The following is a 21,348-nucleotide window of genomic DNA, read 5'->3' on the forward strand; positions in this document are numbered from 1 at the left end:
AAGCAAGTCTGATTAGAAGGGGGAGTCATCTGATCTTTAGTCAGGATCAGACGCGTGGGACCTTAGTGTTTAATCGTTTCAGTGTGGTTAAGTAAGCTTTTAAGAAGAGAGTCTCTTTCTGTTCTATAAACAGGGCGCTTCGCTGTTATCGGCTGGCTGCGGAACTTATGAATACCGCCAATTGCGGTTCTGTAAGCGGCCTGTCTTACGCTATCCGTTTCATTGCTCAGGCCTTCCTGTAATTTTGCAATGAGTTCATCGAAAGATACTGCTTTATCGTCTTGCAGAAGCTCAATTACCGCTTCACCTATAACAGTATCGACAAGCGTGTCGTTATCATTTTTGAACATTTAGCCTCTCGCATCGATGACGTCGTCATGCACAATTCATCATCATTATGCATGGATGAAATGTATTTGCACATCTTTCATATGAAAAGCCAGCGCAGACGAGGCGTTTATTCTGAACTTGCCTGGAAGATTAATCCCAGAACCTGATGCAAATGCGCTTCCATTTGCGGGGTAGTGGCGGTGTCAATACGGGCAATAATGGTGAGACAAATGTTATACTTACTGACGGTTTTGCGGGTACGCAACAGTTCCATCACTATCTCACCGAGAATTTGTTCACTCGACGGTAACTCACTGTGTGAAACGGAAATATCTGAGGAAAAGCGGCTTCCACTACTGTCTTTCATCACACTCTCATTCAGGTCGTGTCATACATAATCAGTTGGCCAGATGTGTCGGCATGTTAAGGCATTACCGAATGAGCAACACGCTTAGCGACACAATAATATATGTAAGTTATAAATAGTAAAGCATACATAATCCTAATTAATGTATCAGGCTGAACTTTTCAAACATTGCGCACGGTCATGCATCAGGCTGACTCGCATAGCCGATGTTTCCTGTTTGCATAAAAAAGATAATTGTTAGAGTCTTGTTAACTAACGATTATTCAGCCAGGTCTGAAACCCTATGTCGATTGCGCCGTTGCCCCCGTTGAATACCTTGATTGCGTTTGAAGCCACCGTGCGGCTCGGCAGTTTTACCCGCGCTGGCGAAGAGCTGAGCCTCACGCAAAGCGCCGTCAGCCGCCAGATTGCCCAACTGGAGGCCGCGCTGGGCCGCACGCTGCTTATCCGGCGTCGCCACGGCCTGGAGCTGACCACGGCGGGCGAGCGCTATCTGCATCAGATCCGTCACTTCCTCGAAGAGTGTGCCGACGCTACCGCCCAGGTGATGAAAAACGCCGGTGAAAACGAAATAACCCTGGCCTGCTCATCGGGCATCGCCCAATTCTGGTTACCGTTGCGCCTGAGCGAATTTCGCCGCCAGCATCCGGAAATCAAGATCAATTTAATTATGCGCGACGGCGTTACCCGGCTGACGTCATTCGAATTTGATCTGGGGGTGTACTATCTGCGACAGGAAAACCTTATTAATTTCGATACGGTGAAACTGTTCGATGAAGAGATGTTCCCGGTTTGTTCGCCGCGCTACCTGGCTGGCCGCCCGTTGTTCACGCCGGAAACGCTGAAGCAGGAAACGCTGCTGGTGCTGGAAGACGCCCAGCATCAGTGGATTGGCTGGCCGGAATGGTTCGAAATCAACGGCACCGCCAGCCCGCCATTGCGCCAGACCTTGCGCGTCAACCACTATCCGCCGCTGATTGAAATGGCCTGCCTCGGCAACGGGGTAGCGCTTGCGTGGCGTCACATCATTGACAGCGTAATCGCCAGCGGACGGTTGGTGAAAGCGTCAAATTTTTCAGTCAGTAAAGGCGGCGGTTTCTTCCTGATTACTTCCCAGCATCGCCATGAAAACCGCGCCACGCGGCTGTTTAAGCGTTGGTTGCTGGATGACGTTGCACAAAATCTCACCGCCTGATGCGGCGATTTTTTAACCCGTGTCATGATCGCTGCGCATGGTGGCATGCGTGTTTTTCATTTACGAATTTTAACTAAACATTGTAAATCATTTAACCAATTCGTAATCAAGAAGCAACACAACGCCATCATAACCGACCCTGTCGCAGGAGCGTGACCCTTATGACAACGCAGCACACGCCGTTACTCTTTATCAATGCCACCCTTGTGGACGGCATTTCCGATACCGCCCTGAAAAACCATCAACTGCTGGTTGAAGAGGGCAAAATCAGCCAGATTTCCGCCGGTTCCATCGATGCGCCTACCGCCACCGTGGTGGATTTAAAAGGCAAAACCCTGATGCCCGGCCTGATCGACTGCCACGTCCACGTTATTGCCAGCTCCGCCAACCTGGGCCAGAACGCCATGCTGCCGGACTCGTTAGTGACTGCCCGCGCCGGGAAAATTATGCAGGGCATGTTGAACCGCGGCTTCACCAGCGTGCGCGATGTCGGCGGCGCGGATTATGGCCTGAAGCAGGCGCTGGAAGAGGGCTTGCTCAGCGGGCCGCATTTAACCATCTGCGGGAAGGCGTTATCGCAAACGGGCGGCCATACCGACTATCGCGGTCGCTATGACGCACGCGATGCCGACTTTTACGCTAAAAAGCTCGGCGCGCTGGGGCGTATCTGTAACGGCGTGGATGACGTGCGACGCGCGGTGCGTGAAGAGATCAAAGCCGGTGCCGAGTTTATTAAAGTGATGGCGAACGGCGGCGTCTCCTCTCCGAGCGATCCGATTGATTTCCTGAGCTTTTCGGTGTCTGAACTGGAAGCCATCGTTGAAGAGGCCAGCAACGCCCAAACCTATGTCAGCGCCCATCTGTATACCGATGAGGCCATTCGCCGCGCCGTTAATGCGGGTGTCCACTCGCTTGAGCACTGCAACCTGATCACCCCGGAAACCGCCCAGCTTGCCGCCAGTAAAGGCGCAATGGCCTGCCCGACGCTGGTGACCTATGAAATGCTGAAAAACGAAGGCGAGAAATACGGTTTGCAGCCGGACTCGATCGCCAAAATTGACGACGTGCGCCTGAGCGGCCTTGACAGCCTGAAAATCATGTACGAAGCCGGTTTGCCGATGGCGTACGGCTCGGATCTGCTGGGCGATATGCATGTCCACCAGTCGGAAGAGTTTGTGATCCGTAACCGCGTGTTGCCAGCCGCAGAAGTGATCCGCAGTGCCACCTCTGTCGCCGCCCGCCTGCTGCGCAAAGAGGGTGAAATCGGCAGCCTGACGCCGGGCGCGTGGGCCGATCTGATCGTGGTTAACGGCAACCCGCTGGACGACATCAGTCTCCTCACCGGGCAAGGCAAGCATATTCCGCTGATCCTCCAGCAGGGCAAACCGGTGAAAAACGCGGGCTTCTTGCCAGTGGACTAATTCCCAAACACACACGACTACGCGGCATCCGTGCCAACACAGCAATTTTTAAGATGAGAATGCGCTTATGTCACTGTTACATCGTCTCGACCGGCTCCCGTTGAGCCGTCCGCATTACATGTTGTTGTTGATAGGTGGACTGGGATACACCTTTGATGGCATGGACGTCGCCATTATCGCTTTTTTACTGCCCGCGCTGCGCGATGTCTGGTCGCTGAGCGGGGCCGAACTGGGCCTGGTCGGCTCCGCCACGCCGATTGGCGTGTTGATTGGCGCGCTGCTGGCGGGCTACGTGGGGGACCGTTTTGGCCGTAAGACGGTGATGTGCTGGGCGCTGGCGATTTACTGCGTAATGACGCTGGTCGCGGCGTTTTCGCCCAACTTTACGGTATTCGTTATCGCCCGCGTGCTGGCTGGCGTCGGGACCGGGGCCGAGAGCGTCATTATCGCGCCATTCTTAAGCGAGTTTATCCCGCCGAAAAAACGCGGCTGGTTTATTGGCTCACTGGCCGGTTTCTTCTCGTTCGGCTTCGTGGGGGCCGCGCTGCTGGGGCGTTTTGTGGTGCCGGAGTTCGAAGACGGCTGGCGTTATGCGCAAGTCATTACCGCATTGCCCATCCTGATGCTGCTGTGGTGGCGTCGTAGCCTGCCGGAATCCCCGCGCTTTCTGCTGGGCAAAGGTCGCACCGACGAAGCGCGCGTGATTGTCGAAACGCTGGAAAGCCAGGTGATCGCCGCTACCGGCAAACCGCTGCCGCCAGTGGATGCGCCGCGTGAGGTAGAGCCGACGGTGGCGCCTGCACCATCGCCCGGCCTGCTCAAAAGCCTGGTGATTATGTTCGGGCAACCGATGCGCCGCCAGACCACGGTGATTTGGGCGATTTGGTTTGTGGTGACGTTCTGCTATTACGGCTTCTTCGCCTGGATACCGTCACTCTTAGTCGAACGCGGATTTACCGTGACCCGCAGTTTTGAGTTTTCGATCATTATTTATATTGCGCAAATACCGGGGTATTTCTCCGCCGCCGTCTGTTCCGACTGGCTGGACCGTAAACGCACCATCGCGCTGTATCTGGTGGGCAGCACGATCAGCGCCTGGTGTCTGAGCCAGGCCGACAGCGCGGGCGCGATTGTCGCTGCGGCGGCGGTTTTGTCATTCTTCCTGAATGGCTGTTATGCCGGGCTGTATGCCTACACGCCGGAGAGTTTTCCTACCGCCATTCGCGCTACGGGCTGTGGTTTCGCCAGCGCCTTTGGCCGCGTCGGCAGCATTATGGCACCGTCGATTATCGGGGTGTTCTCTGCGTCGCTGGGTTTTGCCGGCGTGTTTACGATGACGACGTCAGTGCTCGCGGCGGGGGTTGTGGTGTTGCTGGCGTGGGGGGTGAATACGAAGGGGTATTCGCTGGAGGCGATTACGCCGGAGAAGGGTGGCGACGCCGTGAAAGGGGAGGGGAATGCCAGGGAGGCCTGGCGGACTCGATAGGGGGGAATTCCGTTCGGTGGAATTGTTCCGTTCAGTTTGTTCAGATTGTTCAGATTGTTCAGTTTGTTCAGTGGAATTGTTCCGTTCGCCTGGGCTTTCGTGTCAGTCTCGGGCGCCGTAGCACGCGAACGGGTTGGGGGCGCGGCGAGCGCCCCAGACACGTTCGCCGTCACTGAAGCCGCATAGATGAACGTAGCCTGAGCGAACGGAACCCTTCCACCTTACAAAAAACGGAACCTACCCTTTATTCCGCTTCAGCGCTAAGCCACTTAATCCCGCTTTCCGGCGAGGTCAGCACCGGCACCGGCGGCTCCGGCAGCTGCTGCAACACCCGCGCCATCGACGCCTGCGCCAGCATCACCACATCGCTGGTGGCGAATGCCTGCTTAAGCCCTTCTGCAACGATGGCGTCGTGCGTCGCCATATCTCCCGCCAGCAGCGCGGTAAACGCCTCCGACATCAGCAACGGTGTAATCTCCGGCGATTTACCCGCGTCGGCGGCTTTACGCTTCACATAGGCCAGCGTCGGTTCCAGCGTGGTGCCAACGGTTGCCAGCACCGCCAGCCGTCCGCCTTTCGCAATCGCGGCATCCACCATGGCGCAATCGATGCGTGCCAGCTGTAGCGGCGTCATAAACTGGCATTGCTCCACCGCGCCGCCAATCGAGGAACAGGCGGTCATAAAAATCTCGCACCCGGCTTTTTCCGCCACCTGAATATACCCGGCGATGCGGGCGCTGATATCCGGCGTCACGCCGCCGTTTTTCATCACCTGTTTGATCATCGACTCTTCAATAATGTGCATCACGTCCGCATCCGGCATGATGTCGCCAATCAGCTGTTGCATCATCGCAAGCGTCGCGGAACTGGTGTGGAACAGGGCTACCTTTTTCATGCCGGGATCTCCTCATTGAGAAAGTGGGCGACGGCCTGCGCCGCTTCGTGATCTTCTTTAGCGGACAGGCCGCCTATGGCCACCGCGCCGATGCAGCGGCTGCCGTCGGATAACGGGATTCCCCCCGGCAGCGCCGTGAAAAGCGGGTCGCCAAAGTAGCCGATATCCAGCTGTTCGGTTTGCAGGCGCTGTAAAAACGCCTGGGTGGTGCAGCCCAGACGGCTGCTGGTGCGGGCTTTGCGCTGCGTCAGTTCGATAGTCAGCAGTTTCGCACCGTCCATGCGGGCGAAGGCCAGCAAATCGCCGTTGGCATCGCTTACCGCCACGCTGAGCGGGCGCTGCGCGTAAGTTTCCTGCGCAAGCTGTAAGGCGTAGTCCACCGCCTGGCGCGCCTGTTGTAAGGTCAGAGTTTTCATGGTTATCCCTATAAGGTCTGTTCAGAAGAGTAAGGTTTATCCACCGCCGCGCTGCTCTGGGCGGCAGGCTTTGCGGCGCGGGCGTCTTTTTTGCGCCAGTAGTTGGCGAGCAGCGAGCCGCTGACGTTGCCAAGCGGTGTCATGACCGCCGAGGCCAGGCCCACCGTCGCCAGTTTGCCCATCGCCGCCGCGAGGCCGGAAGCCATGCCGCCGTTTTGCAGGCCAACTTCAAAGGCCACGGTGCGCGCAGATTGCACATCCATGCGGAAAATAAAGCGGCTCATCAGATAACCGATAGTGAACCCCCCCAGGTTGTGCAGCAGCATGGCGACGCAGAGCAAAATACCCACCTGCATCAGGTTGTCGCGCCCGGCAGCGGCGGCCGTGGTGGTGAAGAAAATAATCCCGATCATCGACACCTTCGGCATGTAACTCTGGATTTTCGGTTTCTGCTGGGTTAGCCAGTTGTAGAACAGGCTCCAGATAATCCCGCCCGCGAAGAAATTCGCTACGACGGCAAACATTTGCGTATCCGCTGACGCGCCTTCAAACAGACTGTTCCAGCCGCCGAACACCATAAACAGCAGCCAGCAGGCGCTGATCGCCGCCAACCCTTGCACGGTGCGCCGTCCACGCAATGAGGCATAGCTTCTCAGGTAGTCGTTGAGGATCGCCGCGCCAATCGGGATCAGCACGATTTTAATGACGTCCATGATCATCGACATCAGCTTGATATCGATCAGCGAACCCGCCAGCAGGTTGACCCACAGCGGCGTCATAATGGTGGCGGCGAGCGTCGACACCGCGCAGATGGAGACCGCCAGCGCCAGATTGGCATTGGCGATATACACCATCACCGTAGAGGACAATCCGCTCGGACAGGCACCGATCAGCAGAATGCCCACCGCCACTTCTGGAGGAAAATCAAACATAATGGTCAGCGCAAAGCCGAGCAGCGGCATGATCAGGAAATGGCAGAAGGTGCCGACAAAGACCGCCCAGGGCATTTTGGCGACGTCGATAAAATCCTGGATGGTCAGCTTGGTGCCCATACTGAACATGGTGGCCTGGATAACCAGGAACACGATCCATTTGTGGGTGATATTAAAGCCGCCCCAGATAATCAGTTCGCTGGCGTACACCATCGCGGCGACAAACCCGGCGATGATCCACAACGTAAACTGGTAGCTGCGTAGCGCAGGCCAGAATCCCGTGCCGATGGCAAAACCCGTTACCCCTAAAACCAGGCCGCCATGCCAGACATTAGTGGCCTGCATAAGCGCGCCGACCACGGCAATAAGCGCGCCAGCGGCGCTGGCCGCAAGGCCAGCTTTATAGACTGCTGCGTTGATGGTCATTGTGATGCCTCCCGGAGGCGTTGAGTATTATTATTAGTGAAATTAACGATGCCGAATATTCAGCAGTTTGCGCGCATATTCCGGCGTCGCGACTTCTTTATCCTGGCTGCGGATCAACGCGGCGAGCTTTTCTACCAGTAATACATTTCGGGTAACGGTTTCGCTGGCGTTAATATAATAGCTGTCTTCAAAGCCAATTCGGACTTCGCAGGCCCCCATGCCCACGGCGGCGGCAATTAAGCCAAAATCGCGGCGGCCAAAATGGGTAATCCCCCATAATGCGCCGCGCGGGATCATGCTGCGCATGGCAATTAATGCGTCAATAGTGGCCGGGGTGCTACCACGATGGCCTAACACAATATTAAACAGCATCGGTTGGCTGAAATTAATTTTTTCCTGAAGCGCCAGAATATTATTAATCATGCCGATTTCGAACACTTCAAATTCGGGAGTAATACCGCGCTCGACAATATGGCGTGAGCAATATTCCACATCCGGCGTCGGGTTAAAGTAGACGTTATCGCCAAGGTTTACCGAGCCGACGTTTAGCGAGGCCATTTCAACGCCCCGGCAGGCCAGCGGCGCGCAGCGTTCGGCAATCGTCATTTGCGATACGCCGCCGGTTGAAGCCTGAATAATCAGGTCAGACTGCGCCATAACCGGCGCGATAGTCTGTTCAAAGTAGCGGGTGTCGGGGGTGAGTTTCCCCTGCGGGTCGCGCACATGGAGATGCACAATAGCGGCACCGGCCTCCACGCAGGCTAAAATCTCATTCGCCACTTCATTGGGTTCTACTCGGGGGCAATCCGCGGCGACGGGCGCCAGCGAAATAATCACGCGATCGGACATAATTAGTTCCTCAGGGTCAGAGTATTTTTTTATTTATACGGCGCTAGCCAGTGAATATCGGCACCTGGCGGTGTTAACGGCTGATATTCACAACCCACCCAGCCGTGATAGTTCATATTATCGATTTGCGAAAAAATCCAGTTATCATTTAGTTCGCCGGTTCCCGGCTCATTACGTCCGGGCGAGGAGGCAACCTGGTAATGATGGGTGATCGGTAAATAACGCTGAATATGGGTAATAATATTACCGTGCAGTTTCTGGCAGTGATAAATATCGAACTGTAAGCCGATATTATCGCACCCGATATCGTGAATAATGTTTTCCGCAAGCGGAAAACTATTCACAAAATAGCCCGGCATATCTTCTTTATTCAACGGCTCAATTAAAACGCTGATATTTTTTTCCGCCAGTAAATTGGCTGCCTGGCGTAACCGTTGAATCAATAATTGGTACTGCTGCTGTTCACTTAGGCTATTCACCCGATGGCCCGCCATTATGTGTACCTGTCGGCAGCCGAGGGCGCTGGCGTATTCGCGGGCTAACAGGATCGCGTCGATAAACGCCTCGTCACAGTCCGGCTGCGCCGCCAGCCCGCGTGCGCCTCGCGCCCAGTCGCCCGGCGGCGCGTTGATTAATACCACCGGCAGGCCGCTCTGTCGCTGCGCATCGCACAGTTCAGCGAGCGGCACGTCATAGGGAAACAGGCATTCCACGCCGGTAAAACCGGCTTCACGGGCGCGGGCGAAGCGCTCGACAAACGGCAGTTCGGTGAAAAGCCAGCTGATATTCGCGGCAAACTTAGGCATGGTTTTGCTCCCGTTCAGTGGACACCAGATGCAGCTTGAGGTTTTGCGCCGCCAGCGTCTGGCGCGCGTCATCCGGCAGCGCTGTGTCGCAAATAATGTCGGTGAGCTGCGACAGGGCGCAGATATGGAACATGGCGTATTTACCAAATTTGCTGCTGTCCGACACCAGCACTCGCCGTTTCGACACCTGCAACACCATCTCTTTCACCGACGCCTTGCCTTCATCCGGCGTCGACATCCCGCGTTCGAGATCCCAGGAGGAGGAGCTGATAAACGCCACGTCGATATTGATGGTGCTGAGAAAACTGGCGGCGCTTTTTCCGAGGCACGAACGGTTGCGTTTTTCTACCAGGCCGCCGGTGTGGTACAGGGTGATGTGCGGCATATCCATCAGGTAATGGCTGATGGAGAAATCGTTGGTTACCACCGTCAGGTTAAAACAGTTGCTGGCTGCCACCGCTTTGGCGACTTCAAAAATCGAGGTGCCTGCGTCGAGATAAAGGGTCTGGCCCGGCTCAATCAACATCGCCGCCAGTTCGCCCATTTTGCGCTTCACTTCATGGTTGAGTTCCGCTTTTTCGCGCCACGGCAGCTCCAGCTTGAGCAAATTGTTCAGCTTGATGCCGCCGTTGATCAGCACCACTTTGCCTTCTTCTTCCAGCGCCAGGATGTCGCGGCGCACGGTCATGTGCGACACGTTCATCAACTCCGCCAGCTCGTTAAAGGAGGCGACATTTTTTTCATGCACATAGCGATAGATAAAGTCGCGTCGTTGTTCCGGGATCATTGCCTTTACCCCATTTTTGCTCGGTAGACCTGTTCCAGTTCCGCGATGGCGGCATCGCTTAGCGGAACGTGGCCCAGCGGTTTTAAGGTCAGCCAGATACGGGCGCTGTCTTCCAGTTCTTCAATATTGAATACCGCTTCGCGCAGTGTGCCGCCGCATACCACCGGGCCGTGGTTGGCGAGCAGCGCCGCAGTGTGCTGGCCCGCTACCTCATACAGCGCCACGGCGATATCGCTATGGCCTGGGCGGAAGTAGGGCAGCAAAGGCAGCTTGCCGATGCGCATCACGTAATAGGGCGTCAGCGGCGGTAGACAGTTTTCCGGCGTCTCGCAGGGCAGGCAGGCGAGGGCGGTCAGCCACGGCGAATGCAGATGTACCACTGCGCCGCAGGCCGGACGGCGCTGATAAAACGCCATATGCATCGGCACTTCTTTTGACGGACGGTCGCCGCCAATATGCTCGCCGTTGGCGTTTAAGCGGCTCAGGCTGTCGACTTCTAACTCACCAAGGCAGGAATTGGTCGGCGTGACCAGAAAGCCGCCGTCGGGTAGTTTCACGCTGATATTCCCGGAACCGCCGCTGCTGTAGCCGCGCTGAAACAGCGAACGACCATAATGAACCAGTTGCTGACGCAGCGCGGTTTCTTCGGCGCTGATGGCGTAACGACTCATGCCTGGTACTCCTGTGCACGGAAAAAGAAATCTTCATCGCCAAAATTGCCGGATTTCAAGGCCAGCGAGAGCTGGCGTACGGTTTCCTGCACCCAGGGCACGCCGGGGACAATCGGGCGGCCTACCTTCAGGCGTTTTACCTTCAGCGCATCCACCGTGGTGCCAGAGGTTTCGCCGCCCGCCACGATAAACGTATTGAAGCCACGTTCCAGCAGCCGCGCTGCCAACTGGGCGAATGTGCGCTCCACGGCGGCACTGGCGGCACGTTCCCCGAAGCGTTGCTGGGTGGCTTTTAGTTGGTCTGGTGGCTGGGTCGCGTAAACCAGCGGGGCGAGGGCGCTGTCGCTGTGCGCATCCACCCAGTCAGCAAGGGAGTCAATGTATTGTGCGTTATCACTGAGGCAGTTCTCGATGTCCAGCGCCAGCGCAGGAGCCTTCGCTTTGTAAGCGTTAACCTGGCGGTTGGTCATGGCCGAACAACTGCCCGACAGCACCACCGCTTTTTTATGTTGCGGGAAGGCGAAATGTTCTGCGGTTTTAGCCTGGATCGCTGCACGGGCCGCCAGCGCGCCGCCGAGACCGGAACCGCCCGCCAACAGCGGTAAATCGCCAAACGCGCTGGCCTGTACCGCCAAATCCTGTTCGGTGAGCGCATCCACCACGATATGGCGGAACCCTTCGGCTTCAAGCGCCTGAAATCGCTCGCGCACCGCATCGACCCCGGCGCGCACCGTGGCAAGATTAATCACTGCCGCCTTGCCGGGCGTTTGCGGCCTCAGTAATTCCACCAGCCGGGCGTCCCACATGGGATTAATTGGATGATTTTCCATGCCGGACTGATTTAACAGCGCGCCATTAACAAACAGATGCCCGTGCACCAGGGTGCGGCCATTTTGCGGCAGCGCCGGGCTATGAATAATGGCGCGGCATTGCGTCTGCTCGATCAGCGCGTCGCTGACCGGGCCGATATTACCTGCCGGAGTGGAATCAAAAGTGGAACAGTATTTGAAGTAGATCTGCCGGGCGCCTGCAACCTCTTTCAGCCATTGCGCGCAGCACAGCGTCTGGCGAATGGCCTCATCGGCGGGCAGCGAGCGGCTTTTCAGGGAGATGACAATGACGTCAGCGTCGTCCTGCCAGCGGGCGTCGGGAGCCGGGACACCGGGCAGCAGCGCCACCTGCAATCCCTGTTGCGCCATAAATCCCGCGATATCCGTCGCGCCGGTAAAATCATCGGCGATAACGCCGGTAAGAAGGGCCATGAGGCTGTTTCCTGTCGCTCTGCTTTCGAATGAGATCATTATTCAAAAGCGGGCTTCACATTCCCACGACAGGTCTCACAAATATTACCATCCTGAATAGGTGGCTCAGAATAATTAACTATTTGAAATTAAAGTAACCATTAATCAAGACGGGATTTTTTTGCTTCACACTACCTTGTGAAAATTCGTGAACATCACTGGAATGCACAAATTCTCACAAATCCTGCCTGCCCAGCGCGCGCCACATTGCTTCATAACCCACCGTTTTAAACTCCTCGGTGCGTTGCGGTTCGCGGGTGGCGAATTCCATCGTCGTTTCCGCCAGCGCAAAGAAAATGGTGTCGCCAAAGCGGCGAAACGGCGGGCTTAAAAACAGCGGCAGAATAGATTTTTCACACATCTGATGCAGTTCAGGATTACTGTCGTTAACCTGCTGCTCGGTTTCTTCGGTGATTTTGTCGCTGATGGCCAGTTGGCGCATCGCCTGGTGGGCAATCGGGTGGGCGAGGCCCCAGTCGATCAGCCGGTCCCAGATATAGCGCGTCAGCCCTTTGCTGTCTGCCGGGCGGTCCGGCTGTTCAAGGATCGAACGGCAAAATTCTATCTTAAGATGCAGATACAGCGCGTTCAGCAACACGTCCTTGGTAGAGAAATAGCGGAACAGGGTGCCTTCCGCCACGCCCGCGCCACGGGCAATCATCGCAGTAGATGCGCCAATGCCCGCACTGGCGATGGCTTCGGTTGCCGCATCAAGCAGCGCGATTCTCTTATCTTCACTACGGGGACGAGCCACTAACATTACCCTCCAGTCATCAGGACCGCAGATTGAAACACGGAGGCCGCATCGCTGCAAGCCGCCGGGAATGGTTGAAAAACCGGTTGACGCTTTACGCATCGTTTCTATAATGAGTGTTTACTCACTCATTATCAATGTCTGACGTAGGGTTTTCTGTAACCTGTGCGGGATCTCAACTTTTCAGGTAACAAAAGACGGCGTTGTACAAAGGAATGAGGGGAGAACTAACGTGTGTCACGGCGAGTGAAGGGGAACAGGCATGGAACTACCCGCTCAGGTTATCGAAACCATTACCGGCTGGATTGATGACAATTTGCATAAACCGCTGCGCATTGATGACATCGCGCGCCATGCGGGCTATTCAAAATGGCATTTGCAGCGGCTCTTTCAACATCACACCGGCGAAAGTCTTGGGCGCTACATCCGCGAGAAAAAGCTGCGGCTGGCGGCTCAGGATCTCCGCAGCACCGACGCGCGGGTGCTGGATATCTCCCTGAAATACGGATTTGAATCCCAGCAGTCGTTTACCCGGTTGTTTACCCGCAAATTCAATATGTCGCCGGGCAACTATCGCCGTCATGGCGGTGACAGCGCATTCCACTAGCGCCACGGTTTGCAAGGCCAGACAAATTCCCGGACAATGCCCGTTTTAACTCGGGCGTAACATCCAATGAAACATCCACTCGAAACACTGGTGACCGCAGGCGGCATTTTGCTGCTGGCTTTTCTCTCCTGTCTGCTGCTGCCTGCGCCCGCGCTGACGCTGTCACTGGCGAAACAGCTGATGGACACCTTCCATCTGGTGGATTTGAACCAGCTTTACACCATTATTTTCTGCATCTGGTTTTTACTGCTGGGTGCGCTGGAATATGCCGTTATCCGGTTTATCTGGCGGCGCTGGTTTTCCATCGAGCGCGTGTAATTAAAGGTGATTGACCAGCGCTTTTAGCTGCGCGATGAGCCTATCGCGCGACGCGGCATCGGGTTTCGGCGCGGTGGATTGCCGGACCATCAGCTGCGTCGGCAGCAGGGTGTGGCGGCGCTCCGGCGCGGCTAACAGCGCCACCGCACGCTCGCCCAGCAGGTGGAAATCCTGCGCCACCGTGGTCAGGGCGGGCTGGAAATACTGGCTGTCCGGCGTGTCGTCGTAGCCGGTGACCGAAATTTCCCGGCGATTCAACTGCGCCAGCGCGCTTAACACCCCCAACGCCATCTGATCGTTCGCCACGACAATCGCCGACAGCGTCGGCTGCCGCGCCAGCATCTCCACGGTGCGGGTAAAGCCGCTGCCTGCGCTCCAGTCGCCGAAGGCCGTAAGCGCCTGGTGCCCGCCGTTGCGGTGCAGGGCATCGCGCCAGGCGTGCAGCCGTAACCGGGCGGAAATGGCGCTCTCTGGTCCGGCTAAAAAACCAAACTCCCGATGCCCTAAACCCCACAGGTGATCGAGCGTCGCCCGGCATCCCTGCTGGTGATCGAACAACAGGCTGGCGACTTCGCTGTCCGGCGGCACGTCGAGAAACAGGCAGTGGATATCCGGGTTCTCCCGCGCCAGTTGCTCCGCCATCGCGCTTTCCAGCGGCAGATTGACGATCGCGCCGCCAATGTTTTGCGCCCGGCACTCCGCCAGCGCCGCCTGCAACGCCCCGTAATCTGCGTGGTTGAGCATCGCGATCGATACATCCAGCCCGCGGGCCTGGGCGTGGGTTTTGACCGACGCGGCGATTTGCGACGGGGCGTGTAACGTCAGCGACGCGCTGATCAGGCCGATAGCAGGCAGCACTTTTCCCGCCAGCAACTGGGCAGAACGGTTTGGCACGTAGTGCAGTTCGCGCATCGCTTTATGCACCGCGTCCTGGGTGCGCACCGCCACTTTGTCGGGGCTGTTTAATACCCGCGAAACGGTTTGCAGGGAGACGCCAGCCAGTCTGGCGACATCGTCAAGGGTAGCTATGCGGCGCGTCATGGTGTTTTCCGGTGGTGAATGTCGTGCGTTAACATGAAATGATTCAGACACGACATTGTAGCGGGTATATCACTGATTTCTGTGATGCCCGCCCGAGAGTTGGCGCGCTGCAATTGCTGAAAACGCACCATTGCGCGATAACGTTCGCCATATGTAGTACGTATGACATTTAAGGCGACCCACTCCGATGACTCAGCAACAGCCCACCTTCAATGCGATCCTGGCACGCCAGGACTGGCAAAACCCCACTATTACCCATCTCAACCGGCTGGACGCGCACCCCGTGTTCTCCAGCTGGCATAGTGTAGAAGCCGCGCGCGATGCAGAAACCAGCGCCCGGCGTCGGTCGCTGGACGGCGTCTGGCAATTCCATTACGCCGCCCGCCCGCAGACGGTGGAAGCGGCGTGGATCGACGCCGATCTGCCGGACAGCGCGCCGCTGGCGGTGCCGTCAAACTGGCAGATGGCGGGTTACGACGCGCCGATTTACACCAACGTGCGTTATCCCATCGATACCCAGCCGCCGCGCGTCCCGGAACAGAACCCGACCGGCTGCTACTCGCGCACGTTTACGTTCGACCCGCAGTGGCAGGATAACGGCCAGACGCGGATTATCTTTGACGGCGTCAACTCGGCGTTTCATCTGTGGTGTAACGGCGTCTGGGTGGGCTATTCCCAGGACAGCCGCCTGCCAGCGGAATTCGATCTCACGCCGTTCCTTAACACGGGTGAAAACCGGCTGTGCGTCATGGTGATGCGATGGAGCGCAGGCACCTGGCTGGAAGATCAGGATATGTGGCGAATGAGCGGCATTTTCCGTTCGGTGTGGCTGCTGAATAAACCTGACTGCCATCTGGCGGATTTGCAGGCTACGCCGCAGCTCGACGATACGTACCGCGATGGGTGGGTCGATGTCGCGTTGCGCTTTGCCGCGCCCGCCGCACAGCTCGCGAACGTAACCGTAGAACTCACCCTGTGGGACGGCGACAAACAGGTGGCGCAACTGCGCGGCAAGCCGGGCAGTGCGCCGGTGGACGAACGCGGCAACTATCCTGAGCGCGGCTTTTACCGCCTGCCGGTGCGCGAACCGAAAAAGTGGAGCGCCGAAATTCCGCACTGCTACCGGCTGGTGGCGGCGCTGTGGCAGGGCGATACCCTGCTGGAAACCGAAGCCTGTGACCTGGGCTTCCGGCGCGTGGAGATCCACAACGGCCTGCTGACCCTCAACGGCAAACCTCTGTTGATCCGCGGGGTTAACCGTCATGAGCATCATCCCGAACGCGGCCAGGTGGTCACCGGGGAGGATATGATTCAGGACATCCTGCTGATGAAGCAGAACAACTTCAACGCCGTGCGCTGTTCCCACTACCCGAACGTGGAGCGCTGGTATGAGCTTTGCACCCGCTACGGCCTGTACGTGGTGGATGAAGCCAACATTGAAACCCACGGCATGGAGCCGATGAACCGACTGTCGGACGACCCGGCATGGTTCGCGGCTTTCAGCGCCCGCGTCACCCGGATGGTGCAGTGCCACCGCAATCACCCCAGCATTATTATCTGGTCGCTGGGCAACGAATCCGGCCACGGCGCGACGCACGACGCGCTGTACCGCTGGGTGAAAACCGCCGATCCGTCACGGCCGGTACAGTACGAAGGCGGCGGCGCGGATACTGCCGCCACCGACATCATCTGCCCGATGTATGCCCGCGTTGAACAGGATCAGCTGTTCCCGGCGGTGCCGAAGTGGAGCATCAAAAAGTGGCTGAGTTTGCCGGGAGAGCAGCGCCCGCTGATCCTCTGCGAATATGCCCACGCGATGGGCAACAGCCTGGGTAATTTTGCCGCCTACTGGCAGGCGTTCCGGGATTATCCGCGACTACAGGGCGGTTTTGTCTGGGACTGGGCCGACCAGGCGATTGTCAAAACCTTCGACGACGGCACCACCGGCTGGGCCTACGGCGGCGATTTCGGCGACAAACCCAACGACCGCCAGTTCTGCATGAACGGGCTGGTATTCCCGGATCGCACCCCGCATCCGTCGCTGACTGAAGCCAAACACGCCCAGCAGTACTTCCGGTTCGCGTTGGTCAGCCAGCAGCCGTTAACCGTGCGCATCGCCAGCGAATACCTGTTCCGCCATACCGATAACGAAACGCTGGCCTGGCGGGTGGAGAGCGCAGGGCAGGTGGTGGCGCAAGGGGAACTGGCGCTGGATCTGGAACCGGAAGCCGACGCCGTGTTGACGCTGGCCGATACGCTGGCGCTGCCGGACAACGCCCGCGATGTCTGGCTCCAGTTAGAGGTGATTCAACCCAATGCCACGGCCTGGTCTGACGCCGGTCACCGCGTCGCCTGGCAGCAGTTTGCCCTGGCCGCGCCGCTGGCGATCGAACCGCCAGCGCCTCGCGGCGCGGCGCCGTCGCTGGTGATCACGGATGATGCTTTCACCGTGCAGTGGAACAATCAACGCTGGCAGGTTGCGCGCGCCAGCGGGCGGCTCACCCAGTGGGAAATCGACGGCGAGCCGCAATTGCTGTCGCCGCTTGAGGATCAGTTCGTGCGCGCGCCGCTGGATAACGATATCGGCGTCAGCGAAGTGCATCGCATCGATCCCAACGCCTGGGTGGAGCGCTGGAAAAGCGCCGGGCTGTACGATCTTCAAACCACCTGTATTCACTGTGAAGCCGAGGCGCGCGCCCATGAAGTGATGATTGAAAGCGTCTGGCACTCCCGTAACGCGCAGGGCGTGGTGTTAATGTCGCGCTGGGAAATGCGCTTTGACGACGCCGGGAAACTGCATATCGCAGTCAGCGGCGAGCGGGGCGGGGACGTGCCGCCGCTGGCGCGCACCGGGCTACGTTTCCAGGTAAAACCGCAGTCGGCGCAGGTGTCGTGGCTGGGCCTCGGCCCGCACGAAAACTACCCGGATCGTAAAAGCAGCGCGCTGTTCTCCCGCTGGGAATTGCCGGTTGAACAGATGCATACGCCGTATATCTTCCCGACGGAAAACGGCCTGCGCTGTGATACCCGACAGCTCCAGTGGGGCCAGTGGCACGTGGAAGGGGATTTCCATTTTTCACTGCAACCCTTCGGCACGGAACAGCTTATGCGCGTCGACCACTGGCACCGGATGCAGCCGGAAGAGGGCGTATGGATCACCCTCGACGGGCAGCATATGGGCATCGGCGGCGACGACTCCTGGACGCCGAGCGTGCAGCCGCAGTTCCTGCTTAACGACACCCGCTGGCGCTATGCCGTCAGCCTGTGGAGGCGTTAGCCCTGAATACGTCGCCCCTCGCGGGGCGACGTTGTTTACGCCACAAAGCGATCCACTAACTCCGCCATGGCTTCGCTTTGCTGATCCAGGCTCTGGCTTTCGCTGGCGGCCTGGGACACCAGCGCGGCGTTCTGCTGCGTTACCTGTTCCAGCTGGCTGAGCGCCAGATGCACCTGCGCCACGCCCAGGGATTGCTCCTCAGCGGCGCGGGCAATATCGGTGATGTATTCGCGCATCCGGTCGCTCTGCTCGGCGGCCAGCTGCAACGCTTTACCGGATGCCGTCACCCGATCCACCCCTTCGCCAATCTTCGCCATATTCTCATTCACCAGTTCGCGGATTTGCTGCGCCTGGTTGGCGCAGCGCTGCGACAGGTTACGCACTTCCGTTGCCACCACCGCAAAACCGCGCCCGGACTCCCCGGCGCGCGCCGCTTCCACCGCCGCATTCAGCGCTAGCAGGTTGGTCTGGAACGAGATATCGTCAATCGACTTGATGATGCTGGAAATCTGCTCGCTGGACGCGCGGATGGCTTCCATACTCTGGCTGGCCTGGGCCGCTACCGTATTGGCCTGGTTCACCTCCTGCTGCATGGCGAGCGTCAGTTTTTCTGCTTCGCGGGCGCTGTCCGCCGTCAGGTTGATGGTGGTGGAGATCTGCTCCATGCTGGCGGCGGTTTCCACCAGCGAGGCCGCCTGTTCATCGGTGCGCTGGGCCAGGTTCTGGTTGCCGTCGGCGATAGTGGCGCTGGCGTGGCGCAGCACCGTGGCACCGGATTTAATCTCACTAACGATATGCTGAATATTTTCAATCGCGTGGTTATAGGCGTGATTCAGCGACGACAGCTCATCGTTGCCGGGCACCGTCAGGCGGCGGGTTAAATCGCCTTCCATCGCGGCAATCTCCCGCAGCGTCGACTGCAACTGGCGATGAATACTGCGTGCGACTATCACGGCGATGGTGAGCGCCCCGATCAGCGCCAGCAAACTAATGGTCAGAAAACGCAGCCAGGCGGCGTGCGCTTCATCCGCCAGCCGTGCGGCGGTAGCCAGCAGGTTGTTGGCGGAGGCGTCTTCCTGGATTTTTAAGATCTCAATGCGCTGGGTCTGAATGGCGAACCAGGTAGTGGCTTTCACGCCAAACCCGCCGACGTCGGCTTTGGCGATAGCCGCATCACGTATGGCCAGCGCGTCAGCGGCCTTCGGCTGCGCCAGCGCGGCGTCCAGCGCCTGTGCCTGGACCGGAGTTAAAAAACGGCGCGCCGCGTTGAGCCAGGCTTCCTGTTTGCCTACCACATTGCTCAGGCGCTGAAACTGGCCCGGCGCAAACTGGTCGGCGGAAAAAATATTCGATAACAGTGCCCGTTCAATACCGGCCTGCTCTTTGGCATTCAGCAGGCTGAAATAACCGGCCAACTGATTCACTATTTCGCCGGAAGGGGAGAGATGGCTGATATCGGAAACAATATTCAACAGCGTGGTGACGCTAACGGTGTAATTCGCCAGCGCGTTATTGGTTTCAATAGCGACATCGCTGACCTGCTGGCGCAGCGGGGTAAATTGCTGGCGGGTTTGCTCAAAACGCTTAAGCGCGTCGGCAACATGCCCGGAGAGGATCTGCGGATCGATGCGGGTAAACGCCTGATCAAAACGCGTTAGCGCCTGGTCGGTTAACTGGCGTTGGGCGGCCAGTTCATCCCGAAATCCCTGGCCTTTGGCCCCTAAATAACCGGCACTCATACCACGCTCTTTTTGCAACTCGTGGACCACTTCACCGGCCTTAATCGCAAGCTGGGTCAATGTCGCCATATTTTCCATCTGCCTCTGCGCCGTGATTCGTTCGGCAATCCCGGAACCGCCCAGCCACAATAACGCCAGTAACAATGGCAACAGCGCGATGAATAATTTCATTTTCATCGAAATACGATATATCCATAACATGGAAGATTCCCTCAAATAATGGCAGGTTGATTTAAGGCTTATCGGAGGGAGAATTTATTTACTTTAGTGCTAATGGCGCAGCTATCGGAAATTCCATTTGATGGAATATTTTGAATAACTCTTTGGAGTTAATTTTACGATCCAGATTAATAAAGCGTTCATTAATTATCGCGCGTAAAAAAATAGTTTGTCGCGGTGATTAATAAGCACAGAAATAACTTTTGCTTATGCCTGGAAATAATACACCAGGCATAAGACAAAATAATTACAGGGGTGCCGCCCAGATTTCAGTCATTCGCCTGACCATTTCCGACAGCACGCCGCCGTTGGCGATGAATTCGCGCATCAGTTTGGCGTCACTCTGATCGGTGCGCACAATCCGTTCAATATCATGCAGCGAGCTTTCTCCGTTCAACCGCTGCGCGTAAGGCATCAGTATCGGGATATAGCGCAAAATATCCTCAGCAATGGATGCGTGCTGCCCGGTGCACACATCGGTTAGCGTGCCTTTCAGGCCGTAACGGCAGGCCTGAAAACGATTAAAGCGATACAGCAAATAGTCGTCGCGTTTTGGCGTAAACGGACGTTCCTCCAGCAGCCAGTTGGCCAGCGCCTGAAGGAAGCCTGCCACGTTGACGGCGCGGGTCATGGTCAACGGCGTATCCATGACCCGCACTTCCACGGTGCCGAAGCCCGGGCTGGGGCGAATATCCCAGTGCAGATCTTTAATCGATTCAATAATGCGGCTGCGTTCCAGATGGTGATACATGGTCTCGAACTGCTGCCAGTTTTCAACAAACGGCGCGGGGCCGTTATCCGGGAAGGCGGAAAAGATATTCAGCCGCGAAGAAGCAAACTGGGTGTCGGTGCCCTGGATCCACGGCGACGCGGCGCACAGGGCGATAACATGCGGCACGAAGCGCGATAAACCGTGCAGCAGATACACCGCGTCATCACCGTTACGACAGCCGATATGCACGTGCTGACCAAACACCGTGGCCTGCTGCATCAGATAACCAAAGCTTTCCAGCGTCCGAGTATAGCGCTCGCTCTTACAGATCTCCTGGCGCTGCCATTTCTGATAGGGGTGTGTCCCGCCGCCGCAAATCGCCAGATGATGGCGTCCCGCTGCGGCCAGAATCGCCTGCTGCAAGGCGGAAAACTGGCTGCTGGCCTGGTGAATGTCTTTGCACACCCCCGTGGCAATCTCCAGCATGCTTTCAGTGATGTCGTGTTTAACTTCCCCCGCGCTAATCTGGCCCGCAATTTCATCAATCAGGGTGGTGGAATCCTGACTCAAATCCCAGCCTGGCGGCGTGACGATTTGCAGCTCAAGCTCAATTCCCAGCGTGTAGGGTTCGGAAGCGGTAAAAGGCGTAAGAGGCATAGTGGCTCACTTTTTCAGGCGTTAACCCTGAAAAGTATAGCCAGCGCGGGAAATGTTACAGGTGAAAGACAAGTCTGAAAAACGCGGCGTTTCAGGGGCGCGGTTAACCCGGTCAATAATTTTGCGCTGATGTTGGCGTTTT

At 57.4% G+C, this 21,348-nt stretch carries 20 protein-coding genes; 6 read left to right on the forward strand and 14 right to left on the reverse strand.

Features of this window, described 5'->3' with window-relative positions:
• Window positions 1-62 precede the first annotated feature (62 nt).
• Both ACVV26_RS06840 and ACVV26_RS06845 read right to left on the reverse strand, forming a co-directional pair.
• Window positions 63-350 carry a biofilm development regulator YmgB/AriR family protein gene (locus tag ACVV26_RS06840; RefSeq protein WP_312979794.1) on the reverse strand — a complete coding sequence of 96 codons (288 nt, stop codon included), beginning with the start codon at window positions 348-350 and terminating at the stop codon, window positions 63-65.
• A gap of 107 nt (window positions 351-457) precedes the next feature.
• Window positions 458-697 (reverse strand): biofilm development regulator YmgB/AriR family protein, encoded by a 240-nt coding sequence (locus ACVV26_RS06845; RefSeq protein ID WP_474800681.1) that lies wholly within the window; start codon window positions 695-697, stop codon window positions 458-460.
• Between the two features lie 283 nt (window positions 698-980).
• Between ACVV26_RS06845 and ACVV26_RS06850 the strand changes: the two genes are divergently transcribed.
• The 3 genes from ACVV26_RS06850 (at window position 981) to ACVV26_RS06860 (ending at window position 4,799) form a co-directional block, all read left to right on the forward strand.
• Complete coding sequence (locus ACVV26_RS06850; RefSeq protein WP_474800682.1) at window positions 981-1,892, forward strand: LysR substrate-binding domain-containing protein; 912 nt, start codon at window positions 981-983, stop codon at window positions 1,890-1,892.
• Between the two features lie 161 nt (window positions 1,893-2,053).
• The gene (locus ACVV26_RS06855) at window positions 2,054-3,313 is read left to right on the forward strand and encodes a metal-dependent hydrolase family protein (protein WP_474800683.1); all 1,260 of its coding nucleotides are present in this window, start codon (window positions 2,054-2,056) and stop codon (window positions 3,311-3,313) included.
• A 67-nt stretch (window positions 3,314-3,380) separates the two neighbouring features.
• Window positions 3,381-4,799, forward strand: a complete 1,419-nt coding sequence (locus tag ACVV26_RS06860) for an MFS transporter (RefSeq protein ID WP_312979782.1) — start codon at window positions 3,381-3,383, stop codon at window positions 4,797-4,799.
• Between the two features lie 244 nt (window positions 4,800-5,043).
• Here the strand turns inward: ACVV26_RS06860 and ACVV26_RS06865 are convergent, their stop codons facing one another.
• From ACVV26_RS06865 to ACVV26_RS06905, 9 genes are all read right to left on the reverse strand, one after another.
• Complete coding sequence (locus tag ACVV26_RS06865) at window positions 5,044-5,694, reverse strand: aspartate/glutamate racemase family protein (RefSeq protein ID WP_474800684.1); 651 nt, start codon at window positions 5,692-5,694, stop codon at window positions 5,044-5,046.
• Window positions 5,691-6,110, reverse strand: coding sequence for a GlcG/HbpS family heme-binding protein (locus ACVV26_RS06870; protein WP_474800685.1), 420 nt, complete (start codon window positions 6,108-6,110; stop codon window positions 5,691-5,693). Before ACVV26_RS06870 ends, ACVV26_RS06865 begins: the two co-directional genes overlap by 4 nt.
• 8 nt (window positions 6,111-6,118) lie before the next feature.
• The gene (locus ACVV26_RS06875; protein ID WP_474800686.1) at window positions 6,119-7,468 is read right to left on the reverse strand and encodes a bile acid:sodium symporter family protein; all 1,350 of its coding nucleotides are present in this window, start codon (window positions 7,466-7,468) and stop codon (window positions 6,119-6,121) included.
• Window positions 7,469-7,510: 42 nt separating this feature from the next.
• Window positions 7,511-8,317: a beta-keto acid cleavage family enzyme gene (locus tag ACVV26_RS06880; RefSeq protein ID WP_474800687.1), complete on the reverse strand. Its 807-nt coding sequence runs from the start codon at window positions 8,315-8,317 to the stop codon at window positions 7,511-7,513.
• A gap of 29 nt (window positions 8,318-8,346) precedes the next feature.
• Window positions 8,347-9,123: a hydroxypyruvate isomerase family protein gene (locus ACVV26_RS06885; RefSeq protein ID WP_474800688.1), complete on the reverse strand. Its 777-nt coding sequence runs from the start codon at window positions 9,121-9,123 to the stop codon at window positions 8,347-8,349.
• Window positions 9,116-9,910 (reverse strand): DeoR/GlpR family DNA-binding transcription regulator, encoded by a 795-nt coding sequence (locus tag ACVV26_RS06890; RefSeq protein ID WP_474800689.1) that lies wholly within the window; start codon window positions 9,908-9,910, stop codon window positions 9,116-9,118. The genes ACVV26_RS06885 and ACVV26_RS06890 overlap by 8 nt, the downstream gene beginning before the upstream one ends.
• 5 nt (window positions 9,911-9,915) lie before the next feature.
• Window positions 9,916-10,581, reverse strand: a complete 666-nt coding sequence (otnC, locus tag ACVV26_RS06895) for a 3-oxo-tetronate 4-phosphate decarboxylase (RefSeq protein WP_312979766.1) — start codon at window positions 10,579-10,581, stop codon at window positions 9,916-9,918.
• Window positions 10,578-11,843 (reverse strand): 3-oxo-tetronate kinase, encoded by a 1,266-nt coding sequence (gene otnK / locus ACVV26_RS06900; protein ID WP_474800690.1) that lies wholly within the window; start codon window positions 11,841-11,843, stop codon window positions 10,578-10,580. The genes otnC and otnK overlap by 4 nt, the downstream gene beginning before the upstream one ends.
• A 214-nt stretch (window positions 11,844-12,057) precedes the next feature.
• Window positions 12,058-12,642: a TetR/AcrR family transcriptional regulator gene (locus tag ACVV26_RS06905; protein ID WP_474800692.1), complete on the reverse strand. Its 585-nt coding sequence runs from the start codon at window positions 12,640-12,642 to the stop codon at window positions 12,058-12,060.
• A gap of 256 nt (window positions 12,643-12,898) precedes the next feature.
• Here ACVV26_RS06905 and ACVV26_RS06910 point away from each other — a divergent pair, with 256 nt between their 5' ends.
• Window positions 12,899-13,243, forward strand: coding sequence for a RamA family antibiotic efflux transcriptional regulator (locus ACVV26_RS06910; RefSeq protein ID WP_312979759.1), 345 nt, complete (start codon window positions 12,899-12,901; stop codon window positions 13,241-13,243).
• A 66-nt stretch (window positions 13,244-13,309) separates the two neighbouring features.
• Window positions 13,310-13,561: a DUF1158 domain-containing protein gene (locus tag ACVV26_RS06915; RefSeq protein ID WP_312979756.1), complete on the forward strand. Its 252-nt coding sequence runs from the start codon at window positions 13,310-13,312 to the stop codon at window positions 13,559-13,561.
• Here the strand turns inward: ACVV26_RS06915 and ACVV26_RS06920 are convergent, their stop codons facing one another.
• Window positions 13,562-14,602, reverse strand: coding sequence for a LacI family DNA-binding transcriptional regulator (locus tag ACVV26_RS06920; RefSeq protein ID WP_474800693.1), 1,041 nt, complete (start codon window positions 14,600-14,602; stop codon window positions 13,562-13,564).
• Window positions 14,603-14,789: 187 nt separating this feature from the next.
• Between ACVV26_RS06920 and ACVV26_RS06925 the strand changes: the two genes are divergently transcribed.
• Window positions 14,790-17,879, forward strand: coding sequence for a beta-galactosidase (locus tag ACVV26_RS06925; RefSeq protein ID WP_474800694.1), 3,090 nt, complete (start codon window positions 14,790-14,792; stop codon window positions 17,877-17,879).
• Between the two features lie 35 nt (window positions 17,880-17,914).
• On the opposite strand, the gene ACVV26_RS06930 is transcribed toward ACVV26_RS06925, so the two are convergent.
• Together ACVV26_RS06930 and ACVV26_RS06935 are read right to left on the reverse strand one after the other, a co-directional pair.
• Complete coding sequence (locus tag ACVV26_RS06930; protein ID WP_474800695.1) at window positions 17,915-19,819, reverse strand: methyl-accepting chemotaxis protein; 1,905 nt, start codon at window positions 19,817-19,819, stop codon at window positions 17,915-17,917.
• 265 nt (window positions 19,820-20,084) lie between these two features.
• A complete protein-coding gene (locus tag ACVV26_RS06935) occupies window positions 20,085-21,206 on the reverse strand; it encodes a YbdK family carboxylate-amine ligase (RefSeq protein ID WP_474800696.1) in 1,122 nt (373 codons plus the stop codon).
• Window positions 21,207-21,348 lie beyond the last annotated feature (142 nt).

This window comes from Atlantibacter sp. MEI4A-1023, from assembly GCF_056155425.1.